Origin of the sequence: Vibrio splendidus (assembly GCF_002873455.1) — a bacterium.
GTDB classification, from domain to species: domain Bacteria; phylum Pseudomonadota; class Gammaproteobacteria; order Enterobacterales; family Vibrionaceae; genus Vibrio; species Vibrio splendidus_J.
In genome coordinates, this window is record NZ_MCUN01000009.1 from 250,617 (window position 1) to 268,148 (window position 17,532).

At 43.9% G+C, this 17,532-nt stretch carries 16 protein-coding genes and 1 pseudogene; 13 read left to right on the forward strand and 4 right to left on the reverse strand.

Features of this window, described 5'->3' with window-relative positions; translation table 11 throughout:
* Positions 1 to 69: 69 nt before the first annotated feature.
* On the reverse strand, positions 70 to 2,013 hold the full coding sequence (locus BCU75_RS08185; RefSeq protein WP_102473493.1) for a methyl-accepting chemotaxis protein: 1,944 nt from the start codon (positions 2,011 to 2,013) through the stop codon (positions 70 to 72).
* A 261-nt stretch (positions 2,014 to 2,274) separates the two neighbouring features.
* On the opposite strand from BCU75_RS08185, the gene thiE reads away from it, so the two are divergent.
* Positions 2,275 to 2,892, forward strand: coding sequence for a thiamine phosphate synthase (gene thiE / locus BCU75_RS08190; protein WP_102473494.1), 618 nt, complete (start codon positions 2,275 to 2,277; stop codon positions 2,890 to 2,892).
* Between the two features lie 128 nt (positions 2,893 to 3,020).
* Here thiE and BCU75_RS08195 read toward each other — a convergent pair whose 3' ends face one another.
* Both BCU75_RS08195 and BCU75_RS08200 read right to left on the reverse strand, forming a co-directional pair.
* Positions 3,021 to 3,365 carry a thiamine-phosphate diphosphorylase gene (locus tag BCU75_RS08195; protein WP_102473495.1) on the reverse strand — a complete coding sequence of 115 codons (345 nt, stop codon included), beginning with the start codon at positions 3,363 to 3,365 and terminating at the stop codon, positions 3,021 to 3,023.
* A gap of 418 nt (positions 3,366 to 3,783) precedes the next feature.
* Positions 3,784 to 4,686 (reverse strand): LysR family transcriptional regulator, encoded by a 903-nt coding sequence (locus tag BCU75_RS08200; protein ID WP_102473496.1) that lies wholly within the window; start codon positions 4,684 to 4,686, stop codon positions 3,784 to 3,786.
* 138 nt (positions 4,687 to 4,824) lie between these two features.
* On the opposite strand from BCU75_RS08200, the gene BCU75_RS08205 reads away from it, so the two are divergent.
* The 8 genes and pseudogenes from BCU75_RS08205 (at position 4,825) to BCU75_RS08235 (ending at position 12,402) form a co-directional block, all read left to right on the forward strand.
* Complete coding sequence (locus tag BCU75_RS08205) at positions 4,825 to 5,253, forward strand: PACE efflux transporter (protein ID WP_102473497.1); 429 nt, start codon at positions 4,825 to 4,827, stop codon at positions 5,251 to 5,253.
* A 179-nt stretch (positions 5,254 to 5,432) separates the two neighbouring features.
* Entirely contained in the window at positions 5,433 to 6,413 is a 981-nt protein-coding gene (locus tag BCU75_RS08210; RefSeq protein ID WP_102473607.1) for a helix-turn-helix domain-containing protein, read from the forward strand.
* Positions 6,414 to 6,768: 355 nt separating this feature from the next.
* A complete protein-coding gene (locus BCU75_RS08215) occupies positions 6,769 to 8,148 on the forward strand; it encodes a metal-dependent hydrolase family protein (protein WP_102473498.1) in 1,380 nt (459 codons plus the stop codon).
* A gap of 81 nt (positions 8,149 to 8,229) precedes the next feature.
* On the forward strand, positions 8,230 to 8,628 hold the full coding sequence (locus BCU75_RS24550) for a lipid II flippase MurJ (RefSeq protein ID WP_241905362.1): 399 nt from the start codon (positions 8,230 to 8,232) through the stop codon (positions 8,626 to 8,628).
* Complete coding sequence (locus BCU75_RS24555) at positions 8,520 to 8,888, forward strand: DUF3299 domain-containing protein (RefSeq protein WP_241905367.1); 369 nt, start codon at positions 8,520 to 8,522, stop codon at positions 8,886 to 8,888. Before BCU75_RS24550 ends, BCU75_RS24555 begins: the two co-directional genes overlap by 109 nt.
* Before the next feature lie 107 nt (positions 8,889 to 8,995).
* The gene (locus BCU75_RS08225; RefSeq protein ID WP_241905363.1) at positions 8,996 to 10,207 is read left to right on the forward strand and encodes a carbohydrate porin; all 1,212 of its coding nucleotides are present in this window, start codon (positions 8,996 to 8,998) and stop codon (positions 10,205 to 10,207) included.
* 139 nt (positions 10,208 to 10,346) lie between these two features.
* Positions 10,347 to 11,141, forward strand: a pseudogene (locus BCU75_RS08230) (Solitary outer membrane autotransporter beta-barrel domain); the annotation flags it as partial.
* 181 nt (positions 11,142 to 11,322) lie between these two features.
* Positions 11,323 to 12,402, forward strand: a complete 1,080-nt coding sequence (locus BCU75_RS08235; protein WP_102473499.1) for a GGDEF domain-containing protein — start codon at positions 11,323 to 11,325, stop codon at positions 12,400 to 12,402.
* A 37-nt stretch (positions 12,403 to 12,439) separates the two neighbouring features.
* Here BCU75_RS08235 and BCU75_RS08240 read toward each other — a convergent pair whose 3' ends face one another.
* Positions 12,440 to 13,435 (reverse strand): AraC family transcriptional regulator, encoded by a 996-nt coding sequence (locus BCU75_RS08240; protein WP_004731614.1) that lies wholly within the window; start codon positions 13,433 to 13,435, stop codon positions 12,440 to 12,442.
* Positions 13,436 to 13,594: 159 nt separating this feature from the next.
* On the opposite strand from BCU75_RS08240, the gene BCU75_RS08245 reads away from it, so the two are divergent.
* Genes BCU75_RS08245 through BCU75_RS08260 form a run of 4 tightly spaced genes read left to right on the forward strand, consistent with a single transcriptional unit; the run spans position 13,595 to position 17,508 of the window.
* Positions 13,595 to 14,716, forward strand: coding sequence for an HlyD family secretion protein (locus BCU75_RS08245; RefSeq protein ID WP_102473500.1), 1,122 nt, complete (start codon positions 13,595 to 13,597; stop codon positions 14,714 to 14,716).
* Positions 14,706 to 15,725: a DUF2955 domain-containing protein gene (locus BCU75_RS08250; RefSeq protein WP_102473501.1), complete on the forward strand. Its 1,020-nt coding sequence runs from the start codon at positions 14,706 to 14,708 to the stop codon at positions 15,723 to 15,725. The genes BCU75_RS08245 and BCU75_RS08250 overlap by 11 nt, the downstream gene beginning before the upstream one ends.
* 22 nt (positions 15,726 to 15,747) lie before the next feature.
* Entirely contained in the window at positions 15,748 to 16,848 is a 1,101-nt protein-coding gene (locus BCU75_RS08255; protein WP_102473502.1) for an AI-2E family transporter, read from the forward strand.
* On the forward strand, positions 16,849 to 17,508 hold the full coding sequence (locus BCU75_RS08260; protein ID WP_102473503.1) for a potassium channel family protein: 660 nt from the start codon (positions 16,849 to 16,851) through the stop codon (positions 17,506 to 17,508).
* The last annotated feature ends 24 nt before the right edge of the window (positions 17,509 to 17,532 follow it).

The window sequence follows — 17,532 nt, forward strand, 5'->3', positions numbered from 1 at the left end:
TTATTGTATAAACCGTGTTCGCTATGTTTTCAATAAACGAGGCTCGAAAGAACAGAGACTTAAAGTCAGCTAGGTTCTAAATCGATTCACTTGGCTCTCTAGGTGGTGAGCAACCTCGGTTAAGTCGCTCGCCGCGCCAGAAATACTGCTTACAGACTCTTGGTTGCTTTGTGCGATGGTGTTTGCACCTTGTGCATTCTCACCCAATGATTTGGTCAGACAATCTTGTTCGTCAACAGATACTGCAATCTGGCTGTTAGCCTGATTCAGATCTTGGATGTGTTGGTTAATCACATGCAAGTTCTGAGAAGCTTGCTGTGCCTGAGTTGAAGCATCTGAAACCGTGCTGTGGCTCTCTTTGATCGACTCTAACGCATCTTTAGCGCCACGCTGTAACGAGGTGATGAGCTCATCAATCTGGCTTGCAGAATCTTGAGTACGCTTAGCTAGAGTTCTTACTTCGTCGGCTACTACTGCAAATCCACGACCTTGTTCACCTGCGCGCGCAGCTTCAATAGCCGCATTTAATGCCAGTAGGTTGGTTTGCTCAGAAACGCCTTTGATTACTTCAAGAATGGCACCAATATTCATCGACTCTTTGTGTAGGTCAGTCACTTTTTGGCTGCTCACCTGCATGCTTTCATCGGCGCTGCCAATCTCATGCAGTGTTTTGTCTACTTCTTTGAGCCCCATCGCCACATTCTCGGTTGCTTGGTTGGCAACTTGAGACGCGTGGTTAGCACTTGCAGCAATTTCTGATGTGCTTGAAGCTAATTGATCAACGGCAGAAGAGATGTTGATCATTTCACTGTTCAATTGTGTTGCATTGGTCGAGCTGTTGTTTGTCACCTGATTAAGTGACTCCGACATCTCACCAATACGCACGCTAGAACGGTTCACTTGACCAACAATATCGCGCAGAGATTCAATCGTAATCTCCATGTTAGTCAGCAGTTCACCAATCTCATTCTTGCTCTCAATGTTCACTTCAACATTCAGGTTGCCCTGAGAAAGCTCGTTGGTGATCTGTTTAACCTGCGCGATGCCTTTGGTAATAGAACGAGTCACCAACACTGCGCTCGTCATGCCAATCACCAAAGCCACACCCGTTAGCAAGAAGATGATTTGAACTGAACGTTTTTTACTGGCTTGCAGTTCTGGCGTTAATGCTTGTTTCTGTTGCTCTAGAATACTTTGAGCATCCGCGACCGCGATAGCCAAGCTGTCACCAATCGAGGCAAGAGTCGCTGTTCTTTGAGTGTTTTCAATCATCTGCTGATGAACTTGCTTAAAGCCCTTTGCATACGCTTCACGTTGGTTTGAGAAGTCTTCAATCAACTCACTTTGATAAGGGGATGATTTAAGAGATTCAATATCGCCTTCAATACCTGGCAACGCGTATTCAAAGATATCTTTACCCGCTTCATAGGTTTTTAGGTCGTTGTTGTTTGAGTAACTCAGTACGGTGATCTTGGCTGCGAGGAAGTTCTCCATCAACATACCCGCGTATAAGCTCGCGTTTGGATCATTGTTGTTGTAAGACTCATACAACAAGCTCTGAGCCGCTTTGAGGGCGTTGGTTTCTCGTTTGACCATTTCGACATTCACTAATTGGTCGATGAGCAGCTGGCTCTGTTTCATTGAGCCATAAGCCGTGTCAAATGCCGCCACGCTGTCTTGCACTAATTGCAGGCTAGCTAGGCTATCGGTTTTGGTGGTGGTTTGGATTAAGTTGTTGAGCAGTTCATCAATCGCGAGTTTACTTGATTGATAATTTGTTTCGTATTGCTCATCCAATGACTCTAAGTAACGTTCAGAGGCTAAACGCATCTGAAGAAAGTGCACTTGAATGTTGCTTGACAGTGTCGCTTTTTGGCTGAGCTCACTGTATTGGCTAAAGCCGTTCGACAAGGTTTGGATACCTTTGTAACTCACAAAGCCTGAAATGACGAAAAAGAGCAAGCAGATGGCATAACCCAGCTTGATCTTGAGCGCTATAGAAAGGTGGCGCATAACTATCCCTATATTTACCTGATTCCTTCACAGCGGAGTATTTCATAAAACAGCGTTCTGGGCATGCTTGAAGTGAATACTTTGTGTAATAAGTAACGCTTTCGTTAAAAATTCCAGGATTTTCGGTATGCTTTCAACGAGTTGTATATTCAATGGTGCGCGCTTAATTGAGCTAATTTAGTATTAACTTCCATGCACATGATGCGATTTGTCGGTAAAATGGTAGCAACTCTATTTAGACTCCGACTCCAAAGGTACGATATGAACCCTTATAAGCTCTATTTAGTAACGGATGACCAGCAAGATTTAGAAACGCTTAAGTTTGTGGTTGAACAAGCGGTCGCTGGTGGCGTCACTATGGTTCAAGTAAGAGAGAAACATGGGGATGTAAGAGCTTTCATTGAACGAGCACAAGCTGTTAAGTTGATTTTGGCTGGCTCTGGTGTACCGCTGATCATTAACGATCGGGTAGACGTTGCTTTGGCTGTGGATGCTGACGGCTTGCATTTAGGACAGTCAGATATGCCTGCTGAGTTAGCCCGTCAGTTGATTGGCCCAGACAAGATTCTTGGGTTATCAATTGAAACTGAACAGCAGCTACAACAAGCCGATAGTCTGCCGATTGATTACATTGGCCTCAGTGCGCTTTTTGCCACACCGACTAAGACAAATCTTAAGAAACATTGGGGTTATGATGGCATTAAAATGGCGTTGGAGACAACGAAGTTACCGATTGTCGGTATTGGTGGAATTAATGAATCGAACATTCCGCAGTTAGTTGAGAGCGGTATTCATGGGTTAGCATTGGTATCTGCGATATGTCACGCTAAAGATCCCAAACAAGCGACGCGGGATCTGTTGTCTCTAATGAGAGAGTGAAGGGGTTATCGGCTAGAAAACAAATGAGATTAACCATTTGTTTTCTAGTTAAACAACAGGCTCATAGAAAGGCTAAATTGGCCTATCGCTTGAGCTTTTAAGACAATTTATTGAATACACAATTTGGTTTACTGAGCGCATAAAGCAACAGTACCGATGATCATAAGAACGATCGCGGCATACCAGCCGTATTGCGCGGTCTTATCAGCAACAAACACCTTAATGTAGTTGAGTTCTTCATGCGCCATTGCAATGAAGTCTGTGTAGTTAATCGATAACTCGCGGCTCGCTTCTTTCAAGTCTTGCTGAAGTTTGTTGAAAGCCTCATCGATGAAGCCTTTTGTTTCTGAAATAGACGGAGTAGCAACCAAAGTTAAGCTATTCCAAACTGCCATACGCGATTCATATTCGCTTTCACTGACACAATTAAGTACGCGTAAATCATACTCTCGTTTGTTACGCTCTTTGCCCATTTTCTCAGGGCAAATATTTCTTAAAACGTTCACGACAAATTTTCCAAAAGGTTCATTTAGATATAAAAAAGCACTCGAAGAGGGCTCATAAACTGGGTGCGAATCAATATTCAAAAGTGATCTATTTGAAGCTTTCACAAGTGGTTGCAGGGCAGGGGCACTTATGTGGGAGATTTGAAGTTGGGTCAGTGGTGTTAAAGAGCGATTTGGTTTTGTCGATCTCAGTTTGATAAGACAACCCCTTTAGGATCGCATACTAGTTATGTCACTTTGGGATATCAACTAGGGTGTTTTATCCACACGACAAAGAAAATTATCGGCACGAAAAGCGGAAATGAGGTAGTGCTGGAGAAAACACCACCGTCATTGATTTAGGATTCAGTTGCTGAAATAGGCTGAGCTCAAGGATTGGGGAAGATTAGTTGGCTTGCCATTGATTGTTTTCTAATGAGTGGCCCTTTAGTTTTTCAAGTAAACTTGTTAACACTGGCCCATTGATATGACTGCGAGACACTAAGCAACCCACTGGAGTAATCCAACCACCATGCTCGTGTGCCACTGGCAGTGCTACGAGATCACCTTTCTGAATTCCTTCCATCACCATCATTTCAGGCACATTTGCCCACCCTACGTTTTGTTCAACGAGATCGATGATTGTTTTGTGGTTGTTTGCATACCAAAGCATCGAGCTGATGCCATAGGTGAACCACAATTCGCGCTGCTTCGAACTGCGATGCACACATTGGCGGTAGCGCTTTAGGTCTGAGTCTTGAACGACGGGCATTTGGCTCAGCTCGTGCGTGGCAGAGCCAACAGTAAGAAAGCGTGCTTGGCCCAGTAAGAAAAAGTCCATATCTACTTTAAGTTCACCGTCCGCATAGATGATACCTATCTGCGCTTTGCCGCGTCTGACTAAGTCTTCAACATCGAAGGTTGAGGTGGTAATAATATCAAAGTGTGTGATTGGAAACTGATCGGCTAGTGAGCTGATTATCTTAATGAAATTCTTATCTATGATGCTCTCATCAATGGCAATGATCAGTTCGTGTTCATCTTCTTGTGTCAGCGATTCTACTTTTTGGTCGAAGTACTTTTGTTGGTCGAGAATTGCCTTAGCGACAGGCAATAACGCTTTACCTGTGTTGGTCAAAACGGGGATGTTTTTCTCACGGTTAAACAGCTCTTGGTCGATGGCAATTTCTAGGTTGGCGATCGATTGGCTGACACCAGACTGAGCGCGTTTCAGCTTACGTGCTGCAGCAGAAAAAGAGCCACTTTCACACACGGTGACGAAGACTTTTAATTGCTCAAAACTGTACATGTTACTTCTCGCTCAATACCAAATGGGATGATAATGCTCAGGCTATCACTAATCGTGATGGCTGTTAACTTTCTCTTATTATTTCCGATGACATAATCCGAGCTAATCCAACACATACTAGATTATTTAGAGGAATGTATGAGTACGTTAGAAAGAGTGTTCCACTCAGTGTTATTCGAAGTTTTGGCCGTAACACTTTCAATTATGGGCTTGGCGATATTTACCGATCATGATGTGAATGCCTTATCAGAAACCATGATAGTTGTCGCGACAATCGCTATGATTTGGAATTACTGCTTTAACCGCATTTTTGATCGCTACTTTACGGGTGAAAAATCTCAGCGTTCACTTAAGCTGAGAATATTCCATGTGGTTTTGTTTGAAGCAGGCTTGTTGATAGCGACGATCCCAGTGATGGCTTTCTTGCTTAATGTGGGGATTTGGCAGGCATTCTTAATGGATATCGGCGTGACTATTTTTATTACCATTTACGCGTTTGTGTTTAATCTGATTTACGATCATATACGAGCATTCTGGGTACGCAGAGCGGACTTAGCCGTTCAGTAATCTACCAAGTCAGTAAATACTAGTTTGGCTACTAACCGTTTGTTTATCCGTTATTTTGACGGAGGTATCCGGTTAGTAGGTCTAGGTAACGGGGCGTTTGTTCTGCTATCTTAAATAAGGTGATAATTTGAGTTCGTGAAAGAACAGATTAAGAGGAAAGGATGCCGAATATCCCTCAAATGACGGTTGTAGATAAGAAAGAAGTCGAATTGTTCGCGGAACTGTTCAAACATATTGATGGTGAAATCTATACCTTACTACGCAGTGCTCAAATCCCTAATGATATTCTCACCAGTAATGACCATTACGATTATCTTCCTGAGACCACGGTTAAGAATGTGGTCAAGATTATGGGGGAATCTGCGTCGAGAGAAGAGTTTTCGCTGTTTATGTGGAGTTTTTGCAAGCAAACCTATGTGCCAAGGTTCGTCGCTAAACTGAGTCAGCAAGACTCGCTGAAAAGTGCACTTGACCAATTTGGTGAGCAGTTGAAGCTCGTATCCAACGGTGCGAATGTCTATACCAAGCAATCCGGAGGAAAGTGGTGGTTGGTCCGCGAGAAGCCGTTTACTAACGCGCCTTGGTTTAAGTTCGCTGAACTGTTCTCGGTTATTTTCATCAACGAGTTACTTTCAGTATTAACGCAAGGTCGTTGGAAGCCGTTTGAGGTCGGTATTCAGAATGGCGATCTCGAATGCTTTCAATCTCTTCCACAAATGGGCAGTACTCAGTTTTATACGCATAGACCTGTCACCGCCTTTGAGATCCCTGAAGAGATCATGCTTGCGCCTATTGTTTTGCCAAAGGTAGCTCAAGAATCAGAAATCACTGCGCCTTTACCTAGCTCATTCCTGAGTGCTTTTAAGCTTGTTATTAAACCTTATCTCACGATGGGGAAACTGCCAATTAGCTTAGCTTCTGAGATTCTAAATATTCATGTCAGAACGATCCAGCGTCGGTTGGAAAGTGAAGGGGTGACCTACAAAACCTTGATTGAAGAGATGGTTCTTGAGCAGGTTTTAGAATTGCTTAAGAAGTCAGATTTATCGATCACGCAAGTAGGCGCGAAAATGGGCTATTCCGATTCTTCCCACTTTACCCGAGCCTTTAAACGACAGATGAACATGACGCCAAGACAGTACCGAAAAGAGCACAGCTAACGTCGGTAAGCAACAGTACAAAGCTATCAGTAAGAGCTCCGGCAATAACAGTTCCGCAGCCAAACTCTAGCCAATAAGTAATAACTCCAGCCATTAAGCAGAAACCGGAGCCTGAACGCAGATTTATTTATTGTCACCAAATGGCCATTTGTGAACCTTGAACACTGGCAGTATCACTACTAAGTTACTGAATGTTGATGAGTTGTTTTGCCTCGATTTCCCCCGGAATTTTGATTAGATTTTTGTGGTTATCGCGGCTAATAAAAACACCTTTGAAACCTCATAACACTCATTAGTAGTTACGGAATCGTTATGGGAAGTGGACTCCACTCATAAACGGAATCAAGGTGTATAAATGAAAAATGCTGGCTTAAAACTCTCTGTTATTGCTCTTTCGTGTTCATTTGCTTTTTCTGCAAATGCCGCTTCAACGTTATTCACAAACGTTGATATTTTCAATGGTACTGAAAACAAATTGTACGAAGACCATCATGTATTAGTCGAAGATAATCTTATCAAACAAATCTCTGCGAGCCCGATAGAGGCTGGCGAAGCTGAAGTGATTGATGGCACAGGCAAAACGTTAATGCCGGGTTTAATCGAAGGCCATGGTCACTTGTTGCTGAATGGCGGTAATCTAAGTGACCACGAAAACAACCGGACGATTGAAGAACTGGCTGCTCGAGCAACAGTGAACGCTAACGCTGCGTTTCAATCAGGTTTCACCACGTGGCGTGATGCTGGTGGCTTGAATACTGGCTTACGTAAAATAATCGATTCTGGCATGTTGCCGGGCCCACGACTTTACACATCAGGCGCATTTATTGGCCCGACGGGTTCGCATGCTGACTTTAGTAACCTAACCACGGCTAACCAACACTTCTTTGGTTCATCGACCAGTATGGCTCGAAATAGCGTGAGCTTTAATGCCGATGGTATTACAGAAATCAAAGCCGCTGCTCGTCAAAACTTCAAGCAAGGCAATACTCAAATTAAGATCATGTCTTCGGGTGGTGTGGCTTCAACATTTGACCCTTGGCAGTTGAATGCGATGTCTGCGGAAGAAATTGAAGCTGCCGTGGAAATTGCTGATGCGTATGGCTCTTACGTGATGTCGCACGCCTACAGTAAAAAAGCGATCATGCGTAACTTGGATGCGGGTGTTAAAACAATCGAACACGGTTTCATGTTCGATGGCGATATCGCTGACAAGATGGAAGATAAAGACGCTTACATCACAACTAATATGACCGCGTTTTCACCTTACCTGACGCAGATCGAAGCGATCAACTCGAACCCTGCCTCTAAGCGTAAAGCGGAGTCGGCAACCAAAGCATTCAAAGACTACATATCGAATGTCAACAAGTACCAACCTAAATGGGGTTTCCACACAGACTGTGTTGGTGACGTGGTTTCTTGTATCAAACAAACTGACCATACGATCTTCCTTGCGGGTAAAGAGTTAGGCAACTTCTTCACTTTGAAAGGGATGACATCTGTAAATGGTGAGATCGTTAAGTTATCTGGCGTGATGGACCCATACCCAGAGGGTAAGTTAGGCGTGATTGAAGCGGGCGCATACGCCGATATCATTATTGTTGAAGGCAACCCACTTGAAGACTTGTCAATGATTGGGGCAAACGAAAAATGGTTTGATGCAGAGCCGCGCAGCCCTGAAATCGACACCATTAAAGTCATCATGAAAGACGGCAAAGTCTACAAAAACACGCTGTAGATCAGTTCGACAACTTAGTCAGAAATTAAGCTTTAATGGGTGACCTATTTGGGTAGGTCACCTCTCTTCAAGGTGTTCCTTATGCAAAAAATGCTTCCTCTTATCCTGTCGGTGGTATCACTGACGACCGTTGCTTTTCCTACTTTTTCTGAAACTGCGATGAATCTTGAGTGGCAAGATCTGAACTCAGAGTCTCACGAAATGAAAGTAGAAATGCCGGATCTCACCGATCAACAAATGCGTCTATTACAAGGTGTGATAGCAATGAGTGCATCAGAGGAAGATCAAGCTCAACAACAGGTTTTATTCTTTAAACAAACGCTAAAAGAGCAGGGTGTAGACGCAGACGAAATGATCGCACTGCGTGACGAATACATGCAAACCATGAAAGCAAACGCCGAAGCCATCACGACAGAGTTGATGGCAAGAAAGTACGAGTTCCCGGTTTCATCGTTCCACTGGAGTTTTCAGAAGGAATGACAGCAACCGAGTTTCTGTTAGTGCCAGTGGCGGGTGCGTGTATCCACATGCCACCACCACCTGCAAACCAGATTGTGCGCGTGTCTTTCCCTGAAGGCTTTCAGGTACAGAACGTTCAGTATCCAGTGTGGGTAGAAGGTGACTTTAGCTCGAACAAAGTGACCGAAGAAGTCTTCCTAGTCGATGGCAAAAGTAATCTCACCATGGGTTATGAAATGAAAGCTTCGACGATCGAAGACTATTATGAAAAAGAAAATTAATGGTTGTCATCAAATGACAATTTTCAATGTGAGTAGTGAATAAAATAAAACTAACTTAAAAAGCACTGGTGACATGATGAACTCAAGATTCTCCAAAATAAATAAGTATGGCTATTGTGATGGTGGCGAGCCCAATGAGTGGCGTTGTTTACGGCGCTAACTTTGAAGGCCCAGATTCTGTTGAAAATACAATTGCAGAGCAGAAAGCACAAAAGAAATCTTGGAGGGAGTCATTAGCTGAAGATGGTTTTACATTTGGTGCAGATTACTTTGCTTTGGGGCTGACCTCAGGGGATGGGGTTGGCAGCGACAGCGTTGATGCATCTTCGGGTGTGGCACGATTATACGGTTCATGGCATCTATTAGGAAAGGGCACACAGAACTCAGGTAGCTTAGTTTGGAAGGTGGAACATAGGCATGCTTATGGTGATACTCCGCCAAAAGACTATTCATTCGGCCCACTTGGCTATGTCGGTGCAATTGGTCCGGCATACAGCGACCAAGGATTTCGTGTTACAGACTTAAACTGGAAGCAAAAAATCAATGATGGCAAAGGCACCATTGTCGTCGGTTGGCAGGATGTAACGAACTATGCGGATGTTTACGCTCTAGCAAGCCCGTGGTCTGGCTTTACTAACTTGGCATTCTCGACAGGCTCAGGTGCGATGGGCTTACCGGATGACGGTGTATTGGCCCTTTCTGCCGGTCATATGCTAGGCGAAAACTTTTATGTCGTAGGTGGTATCGCGGACGCAAAGGGTAAATCAGATGATATTTTTGATGGCTTTGATACCGCTTTTGGAAGCGATGCCTCTTTCTTCACCACACTGGAATTAGGTTGGACGGCTTCGCAAGAGCAGATTTATACCGATAACTTCCATGTGACGTTTTGGGATTTTGGTGACGATACGCGCCACAGTAATAGCCTTGCTGCGGAAGGTGGCTCGGGCGTCAATTTCTCATGGAGTCAGTTTATGACGCCGCAAGTTATGCCGTTTGTGCGAGGTGGTTTCTCAGAAGGGGATGTTGCCCTTTACGATAAATCAATCTCTGTTGGTATGGGATATTTCGGGTTAGGAAAACCGACGAACAACCTTGGTGTTGCGCTAAACTGGGCGGAAGTGAATGGTGATTCTTTTGCAGCTGATGCGAAAGCAATAAGCGGTAATACAGAGCAGTGGACAGCTGAAATTTACTACAACATGCAACTCAACGATTTCATCCAAGTGACACCTGATATTCAATACATTAAAGATCCAGCTTTCTCCAATGAAAGCAGCGCTTGGGTGTTTGGTATTAGAGCGAGAGTCGTTATCTAATTCTCCTTGTTAATAATCAGATCTGGATATAAAAAGTGAGTATAATTAGGCTCACTTTTTTGTCTTTGGTGTGTATGTAAAGCAGTTATGCTTTCTCTGCTTTGGGCGTATCATCGAGTGCGAAGTAGATCTTTGAAACAATAATCACGACAGTGGTTTTGGCTCCGATAAAACCATCGACACGAGAAGCCAAGTCAGTGTCGGCTCCATTCCTTATTCTTCCGTGATTCAAACCGGCGACCCTGACCTTGATCTATTTGGTCTGTGCGAGGGTCTTATGCGCTTTCTGAACAGGATATTGAGATCTCATCGATGTGACTCCTGACCGTCGTGTTAACCCAAATGAAGACTCGGTATTGAGCCTGTATGGCTTTTTCGGAGGGCAAAACCATTTAAACCAGCATTGGTCTATCGCCTATGGGTTAGGCACTCACTTGCTCTATTACCGCAATAAATACGAATACAACAACAGCTACTCTCAAGCATTTCAATCTCAGCTAGATGGCTACGCATTGAATACATCAGCATGGGCGTTTGTTGCAGAACCTTCAGTCAAACTTCAATACTTGCAACCAAAGGAGTGGGGCAGTTGGAATGTGTCTTCCAGAGTTCGTTACTTTTATGGAACAGGCTGGGGCGAAGCGAACGATGGCGATACCGGTAACCCAGAAGGGATGCGATTCATTAATGAACTAGAGTTTAGGCAAAATGTAGCGCTCGATGCTTGGTCGCTTAATCACCCTCAAATTCACTATAACTTAACAAGAATCGATGTCGCGGGTGATTTGACTACTCCTTTTACTATGAATTTGGGGCAGGATTAGTATTTGATGTCCCTTACGATTCTTACTTTTTTGACAACTTCGGGATTGGAATTAACTTCAATTCTGGCAGCTCGTTGAGCGGTGGTAGCTTGTTCTTACTTAATAATTAGTTGTACCTGATTACTAACTAGCTCTTTCTATTAAACAACTCGCTTCTTCTGCTCAATAGTTAGCATAAGCCTATGCGCTTAATGTTCGGTATGTAATTTGAATTTATATGTGTCGTAAAATGGTAAATATCTTAGTGGAAACTTAGCCATCATAGCGATTCGCCCATCACCAGAGCAAACTATGAATAAGTTAAGTTTTGACCGAAAAATTCCGCTATACGTGGTGTCTACACTTGCCCTCAATATGGCCGTTAGTCTGTGGTTACTGAGTGTGGCTTCTTCGGCAGTCATGGCTTTTTCTGTGTGCGCTTTATTTGTGCTCAGCAGCCTCATTACTGCACGCCTATATCGACATGAAATGGCTCAAAGCAAGAATAGCTTGTCTGAAGCGATTATTGATGGCGTCGCTGGTTTTATCATCCTCGACAGTCAATTGAGGGTAATACAAGTCAATCAACAGTTCTCTCGAGTTTCAGGCTATGCCTTTGACCAAGTCGAGTCTCGTCCGATTTCTGATCTCTGCTTCATGAATAATAGCAGTTTGATATCGACTATCACTCGTTCACTTAAGGAAAATCATAGGTGGAAAGGTGAGTTGAGTGGGGTCAGTCGACTTGGCGAGCAGTTTACTGTCAACGTTGTAGTGGAAAAGCTAACCGAAATCCTGCCGCACAATAGTAAATACGTTGTGACCTTTACCGACATTAGCCGACGCAAAGTATTAGAACGTCGATTAAGAATGTTGGTGGACACAGATTCTCTCACAGGGTGCTGGAACCGCCGCCGTTTTGATAAAGATCTTAACCATTATTCAAACTTAGCGGAGCGTTATGGTTACACGCACTCTTGTTTGGCGTTGATCGATTTAGATCATTTCAAGGCCATCAATGATAATTATGGTCATGACCAAGGTGATTCAGCGTTGAAAGAGGTCGCGGAACTGTTGCGAAATAACAGCCGAGACACCGACATCGTAGCGCGAGTAGGCGGCGAGGAGTTCGCTATCTTAATGCCCGAAACTAATTTGGCAGAAGCGTTTGAGGCGATGTATCGATTGAAAGAAGTGATTGCCAAAGGAACAACACTGAACCTGACTGTGAGCAGTGGTGTGTCTGAAATACAGGCACAAGCCGAAGCGACCTATCGCAGTGCGGATAAGGCGCTTTACCGAGCTAAAGGTAATGGGCGAAATAGAGTGTGTAGCTCTAGTTCTAGTTCTAGCACAGGCTCGGGCAGGGCAGCGCCCATTGTCCTTGGTTAGGCGTGTGTTGCAATTAACTAATCGGTGAGAGCGGAGCCTAAGCCGAAATCGAGCGTTGATAGATCTTGGGGGTTAACCCTGAGACGCGCTTAAACGCACGAGAAAAGTGCGAGATGTTGGTGTACCCGAGTTGGCTAGAGATGTAGGTCAGGGTATGGCCTTCTTCCATCAGTTCACAAGCTACCGAAAACATCAGGTTCTCTTTGATCTTTCGATAAGTGGTGTTTTCGTTCTTGAGTTTGCGTTGGAACGTTCGCACTGAAAAGTTGAGTAGCTCAGCGGCTTCTTCAAGAGAGAGATCTTGTTCTTTCATGTACGGCTTTAGAAGCTCATAGACGCTATCGGTAAAGCTGGTGTGCCACTCAATAAGCGTCGGTTTAGCACTGAGTTCTTTAGAGGTTAGGCGAATTGGGAGTTGTAAGATTTCTTCAGGAATAAGCACAGCCGTCGACGACTGATCAACAAACAATTGGCAGCTACTTGGCACCAGTGTTTTAACGACATCGATGTCATGTCCTTGCAGACGCACCTTATTAGGTAACCATGGCGATTGGGATAAAATGGTTATTAATTCAATGATATATGTAATCGCAAAAGCTTCGCCCCATTGAAACATAGGGGAGTTGTCTTCTGGGGCGGTTCGGCAAAACCAGCTTTGACCGTGTTCTTGAATAAACTCGACTTTGCTGCCTGGGGAGTCGTAGGCAAAGATTGAATTGATCTGTTTTAGTGCGTCACCGATGGTTTCGAATTCGGTAAATTGATGCAAGACATTTGGGATGATTCGGCGTCGAAATGCGAGTCCAAGAATATCGGTGAACCGAGATACGCCGAGTTGTGCCGATGTAAGATAAATCAAACGTTTAATGGATTCCGATGGCACAAAATCACTTTCTGATTCGATAAGGTCGGGTGGTAAACCTGAGTCTTTAAGCAACAGATGTAAATCAAGACCATAGTCAGAAAAAACCTGAACCAGAATTTTAGCGTAGTTCGTTTGAATTACCGGGACTTGGTAGTGACTAGAGGTCATTGGAATACGATCCTGTATATATTGTTGCATTATTAGACGTGCATATCATTTGCAACGTTTTGTTTACTAAATCTAACCCTATTTACTTGAGTTTTCCATCGCTGGGTTTATTTTTAAAGTATTAATTTTGTTGATCTTAGTTATCTAGAAGGGAGTCCCATGTCAGAAGTCAAAGGGAATAAGCAAGAAGCCAATGAAGAAGTTGGCCAGCAAGAAAATGGAAAAGACAAAGTAAGAAAGGTCACAAACTATCTATTGTTGTTTGTTGCATTCATGTTGACTTTCAGTGTCATTTCAGACCGAATCATTCCCATTACTGATAATGCTCGTGTAAAAGGTTATATCGTTCCAATCAAGCCAGAGGTGTCGGGTAAAGTACTCGATATACTGGTTCAACCTAACCAACTGGTTAATCAAGGCGACAAGTTAGCCGTTTTAGATGAGTCTGATTACAAAATTGCAGTACAACAAGCCGAGCAAAATTTAGAGATTGCAGGCCAAAATGTCGGAGCTCAAACCGCGAGCATTGCTTCTGCTCAAGCGAAACTTACTTCAGCGATCGTTGAAAGACAAAACACCAAGCTACAAGCCAAGCGTGTTTTAGAGATGGCCGATAAAGGTGTGGTTTCTAAATCAGATGCAGATAAAGCGCGAGCAGCATTAGCGACGTCTCGAGCTGCGGTTGTGAATGCGGAAGCTGACCTTGACCGTGCTAAGCAACAAATGGGTAAAGAAGGCGAAGAAAATAGCCAAGTGAAAGCGGCGTTGTTGGCACTTGAACAAGCTCAATTGAACCTAGAGCGCACCGTGATTACCGCGCCGACACAAGGTGGAGTTTCTAACTTTAGCCTGTCTGAAGGGTTTTATGCATCGGCAGGGCAAGCAATCATGACCTTTGTTTCAACCGAAGATATTTGGATTGAAGCTTATTATCGAGAAAACAGCCTAGGTAATGTAACGGTCGGTGATGAAGTTGAAGTGGCATTGGATTTCGCTCCGGGCAAAGTGGTAAAAGGGCGCGTAAGTAGTATCGATTGGGGGGTTGATTGGGGGCAAAATGACCAAGCAGGCAAACTTGCTCAAGCTAGCCAACAAACGGGTTGGTTGCGCCAAACACAGATGCTTCCTATCACCATTGAGTTTGATAATGAAGAAGTGACAGGCATGCTCCGAGTGGGTGGCCAAGCGGATGTGATTGTTTATAGTGGCGACAACTTTGTTTTCAACGCGATAGGCAAAATATGGATTCGTCTGATTAGCGTATTGTCTTATGTCCGATAAGCCGATTCTTGACCAACAAACACAGCAACGTATCCTGCGATTTACTGTCGGGGTCACGTTGGCTGTTTTCTTGGCGGCGTGGATAAACTGGCCACTTGCGTTTGTGGCGCCAGTGTTCACTGCTAAGTTCCTAATTGATAAATCAAATCTCCATAAGGAAACGGTCTACGAATTGCTCTTGGCTGTTGTTGTCACCATGGGGTTAGGTTTATTGCTGTCGCGAGGAATTACCCATTACCCGATCCCATTGCTGATTTTAGTGGGGCTAATGATGCTTTGGGGTTACTACTTGTTTGTAGACCCTAAATGGAACCTTTTCGCCACCATATTGTTGATTGCTGTCTTGATGTTGCCATTCATGGCGATTGATAACCCTGGCGTTTCGGTAATGCTGGCCTCTGGATTAGCAACTTCTGGTGTGGTTTCAGTGATGATCTTTGCGTTAGTGCATGTATTTTTCCCTGAGCCTAAATCGGAGTTCTCAGGCTTCGCTGCTGCGCCACTCGAAAAGAAACAGCGTTGGTATGCAGCCTTTAGGGCGATGATTATCTCCTATCCAGTAGTATGTTTTTTCTTTATCTTTCAAATATCTGAAGCTTTATTGACAATGATGTTCATTGCGCTGTTATCGTTGATGATTACGTCAGAGAAGTCGATAAAGTTGAGTGCTTTTCTAGTGATAAGTAACGGTATCGGGGGATTGCTCGCGATAGCGGCTTTTTCAATCCTTTCGATTGTTCCTAATATTATCTTCTACTCTTCATTCATAGCCTTGGTCGCTATTGTGATCGCCAAGAAGATCTACACGGTTCCTGAAAAAGCGCCGATTTTCGCCACTGCATTTAGTACGTTGTTAGTACTTGTCGGTAGCACTTTGATGAGCTCAGGCGACATCGATAGCAACACTCTTATACGCATATTCCAATTAGTGTTAATTGGTATATATATGATTTTGGCTTCTTTATTCCTAGAAACTCGGAATTGGAAGTTCCTACAAAATCAGCCTTAATTATGTCTTACAAGGACGTCTCATGAAGTTAACCGATAATTTTTCAAAACAGGCGATTGACGCTGCTATCAAAATCGCAGCAATTGCCATGCTCGTCTATTGGTGTTTTTCAATTCTACGCCCGTTCATTCTGCTGGTGGTGTGGGGGGCGATCATTGCGACTGCGTTGTATCCAGTGGCCGTCGCTATTTCAAATAAAACGGGGATGTCGAAAGGTAAAGCCAGCGCATTACTGAGCTTTATCGGTGTGTTGTTGCTGTTGATTCCATTGGTCGCACTCTCTTCGGGTATTTACACCAGTGCATCGGACCTAATGGCAGGATTACAAGATGGAACCTTATCCCTGCCTAAACCCAAAGAATCTTTGCAAGAAATCCCATTCGTGGGTGAAAGAGTTTATGCCACCTTGGTTCATGCTTCTTCGAATATCGAGAGTGTATTTATAAAGTATGCTGATGAACTGAAGATACTTGCGTCTAAAGCGGCGTCGGTTTTAGGTTCTTTAGGTGGTGGTTTTATCCAATTTATTATCTCGACTATTATTGCTGGTGCATTCATGAGTAATGCCGACAAATGCCAAACCGGTGTGACTCACTTAGTGGCGCGTTTAACGGACGGTAAAGGTGAAGAGCTAGTTCAACTTTCTAAAGCAACAGTACGTAGCGTAGTACAAGGCGTGATAGGGGTTGCTGTTATTCAATCCATTATGTCGGCAATTGGTTTGGTTATCGCGGGTGTTCCAGCCGCGGCATTGTGGGCGCTAGCGGTGTTACTGGTCGCTATCATTCAGCTGCCTCCGATTCTTGCCTTGCTACCTGCAATCATTTACATGTTTAGTGTTGAATCTACGCTGGCGGCGAGCCTGTTCTTAGTGTGGTGTATTTTGGTCAGTGGCAGTGACGCCATTTTGAAGCCTGTACTGTTAAGTCGTGGCTCTCATATTCCAATGTTGGTCATTTTACTGGGTGCGCTGGGCGGAATGGCGATGTCAGGAATTGTCGGTTTGTTTGTTGGTGCAGTGGTTCTGAGTTTGACTTATGAGTTGATGATGGCGTGGCTTGAACTTGAAGATAAAAGCCAAGAAGAAACTGAGAAATATCAAGAAGAGACAGAGGGGAAATAGATGAAGCCAGTCTCGAAAGACGACAACTTCTACTTCTTATTCTATGCACTGTTGGTGTTGTTTTTTGGTTGCGCTGTGATGCAGCAGTTTTATCCGCAAGGCCAGAAAACGATACTATTTCTTATCATCATTACTCTGGCGAGTTCAATTGTTGGCATCCACAAAGAGCGAGCTTTGTATCGCTCTTGGTATGGAATGTTACTACTTACGGCATTGGTGTCTGGTGTGTTTTCGTTTTTGGAAGGCTATAACCTAACTATTGTGACTTTAACTGCGTTGGCTGTATTTTTGTTTTTACATATTTACTCCGCCTTAAAGCAGGTGATGCAAGCGAAAACGGTAACACCCAATCACATTATCGGTTCGATCTGTATTTACTTATTGTTGGGGTTTGCTTGGTCGACCATCTACTTGTTGATTCTAGAAATCTTCCCTAATGCCTTCACTGGATTAGAAGAGCAGATTTGGCTGACGAACCTGTTCAATGCGATGTATTTTAGCTTTATTACGTTGACTACGGTCGGCTATGGTGACATATCACCGGCTTTGCCTATTGCTCAGTTCTTCGTGTTTATGGAATCCATTATCGGCAGCTTTTACTTGGCCATCATGGTGGCGAGTTTGGTGAGCATTCGACTTGCACAGTCTCAATCCCAATAGAGCGTATACAAATAATAGAGCATA

Bases quoted from the DNA above. Each gene is read 5' to 3' on its own strand.
- BCU75_RS08185 (WP_102473493.1), bottom strand. From the start codon at position 2,013: ATGCGCCACCTTTCTATAGCGCTCAAGATCAAGCTGGGTTATGCCATC.
- thiE (WP_102473494.1), top strand. From the start codon at position 2,275: ATGAACCCTTATAAGCTCTATTTAGTAACGGATGACCAGCAAGATTTA.
- BCU75_RS08195 (WP_102473495.1), bottom strand. From the start codon at position 3,365: ATGGGCAAAGAGCGTAACAAACGAGAGTATGATTTACGCGTACTTAAT.
- BCU75_RS08200 (WP_102473496.1), bottom strand. From the start codon at position 4,686: ATGTACAGTTTTGAGCAATTAAAAGTCTTCGTCACCGTGTGTGAAAGT.
- BCU75_RS08205 (WP_102473497.1), top strand. From the start codon at position 4,825: ATGAGTACGTTAGAAAGAGTGTTCCACTCAGTGTTATTCGAAGTTTTG.
- BCU75_RS08210 (WP_102473607.1), top strand. From the start codon at position 5,433: ATGACGGTTGTAGATAAGAAAGAAGTCGAATTGTTCGCGGAACTGTTC.
- BCU75_RS08215 (WP_102473498.1), top strand. From the start codon at position 6,769: ATGAAAAATGCTGGCTTAAAACTCTCTGTTATTGCTCTTTCGTGTTCA.
- BCU75_RS24550 (WP_241905362.1), top strand. From the start codon at position 8,230: ATGCAAAAAATGCTTCCTCTTATCCTGTCGGTGGTATCACTGACGACC.
- BCU75_RS08225 (WP_241905363.1), top strand. From the start codon at position 8,996: ATGGCTATTGTGATGGTGGCGAGCCCAATGAGTGGCGTTGTTTACGGC.
- BCU75_RS08235 (WP_102473499.1), top strand. From the start codon at position 11,323: ATGAATAAGTTAAGTTTTGACCGAAAAATTCCGCTATACGTGGTGTCT.
- BCU75_RS08240 (WP_004731614.1), bottom strand. From the start codon at position 13,435: ATGACCTCTAGTCACTACCAAGTCCCGGTAATTCAAACGAACTACGCT.
- BCU75_RS08245 (WP_102473500.1), top strand. From the start codon at position 13,595: ATGTCAGAAGTCAAAGGGAATAAGCAAGAAGCCAATGAAGAAGTTGGC.
- BCU75_RS08250 (WP_102473501.1), top strand. From the start codon at position 14,706: ATGTCCGATAAGCCGATTCTTGACCAACAAACACAGCAACGTATCCTG.
- BCU75_RS08255 (WP_102473502.1), top strand. From the start codon at position 15,748: ATGAAGTTAACCGATAATTTTTCAAAACAGGCGATTGACGCTGCTATC.
- BCU75_RS08260 (WP_102473503.1), top strand. From the start codon at position 16,849: ATGAAGCCAGTCTCGAAAGACGACAACTTCTACTTCTTATTCTATGCA.